Source organism: Paenisporosarcina sp. P4_D4 (assembly GCF_056401835.1).
Genome location: NZ_JBFUIO010000407.1, coordinates 1 through 656, shown reverse-complemented (window position 1 = coordinate 656; position 656 = coordinate 1). Strand labels below are relative to the sequence as shown.

Annotated in this window: 3 protein-coding genes; all 3 read right to left on the bottom strand. The window is 24.1% G+C overall.

The window, feature by feature from the left end; all coding sequences use genetic code 11:
* Window positions 1-28: 28 nt before the first annotated feature.
* Window positions 29-190, bottom strand: a complete 162-nt coding sequence (locus tag AC1DSL_RS19155; protein ID WP_477533470.1) for a hypothetical protein — start codon at window positions 188-190, stop codon at window positions 29-31.
* A 12-nt stretch (window positions 191-202) separates the two neighbouring features.
* Window positions 203-388, bottom strand: a complete 186-nt coding sequence (locus AC1DSL_RS19150; RefSeq protein WP_477533469.1) for a DUF7336 domain-containing protein — start codon at window positions 386-388, stop codon at window positions 203-205.
* Window positions 389-458: 70 nt separating this feature from the next.
* On the bottom strand, window positions 459-656 hold a 198-nt coding region (locus AC1DSL_RS19145; RefSeq protein WP_477533468.1), incomplete at its 5' end, for a hypothetical protein.

Sequence of the window (656 nt, the reverse complement as noted above, 5' to 3'; positions counted from 1 at the left end):
GTTTAATACTCTAATTTCAATACTGTTTTTATTTGTAGTTTCCTTGTAATACAATCTTTTGATATATAACTAATTCCATAAAATTATTTTCTTCTTTCTTTTCATTATAAAACTTAAGACCATCTTCAATAGTATCAAATTCAACTTTAATTAATTCGTTATTGTTTTTATATTCTACAAATATTTTCATTTTTACACTCCTTTAGATTGAGATAGATTGATCTTCATTTGGTTCAATTTCTAATATATGCAATTCGTCTAATTCATAATCAAACTCTTGAGCAACTTCATTAACTCGCTTTTCAGCTAAATCTACACTAGTATAAATTCCTAAAATTTCACCGTTTTCATTTTCACTTGAGTACACAACTAGGAATAAATTTTTCATTTTGTTTATTCTCCTTTTCGCTTTTCAGCGTTCTTATTTTTTATTTTTTTATTAATGTAAAAGATGTATTTTATAAGATAATTTTAATTTCAAACGAATCAAAGCTTTTTAGTTCATTGATTACACTTGACATAGACTTATTAGTATTTTCGTTAATCCATTTCACAATATGTTTCCATTGTTTATCGTTTGCGTTACTTTCTATTTTTAACATTCCTTCATTCACTTGAATAAATCTAATTTCCATTTTCTTTTCCTCCATTAAAAT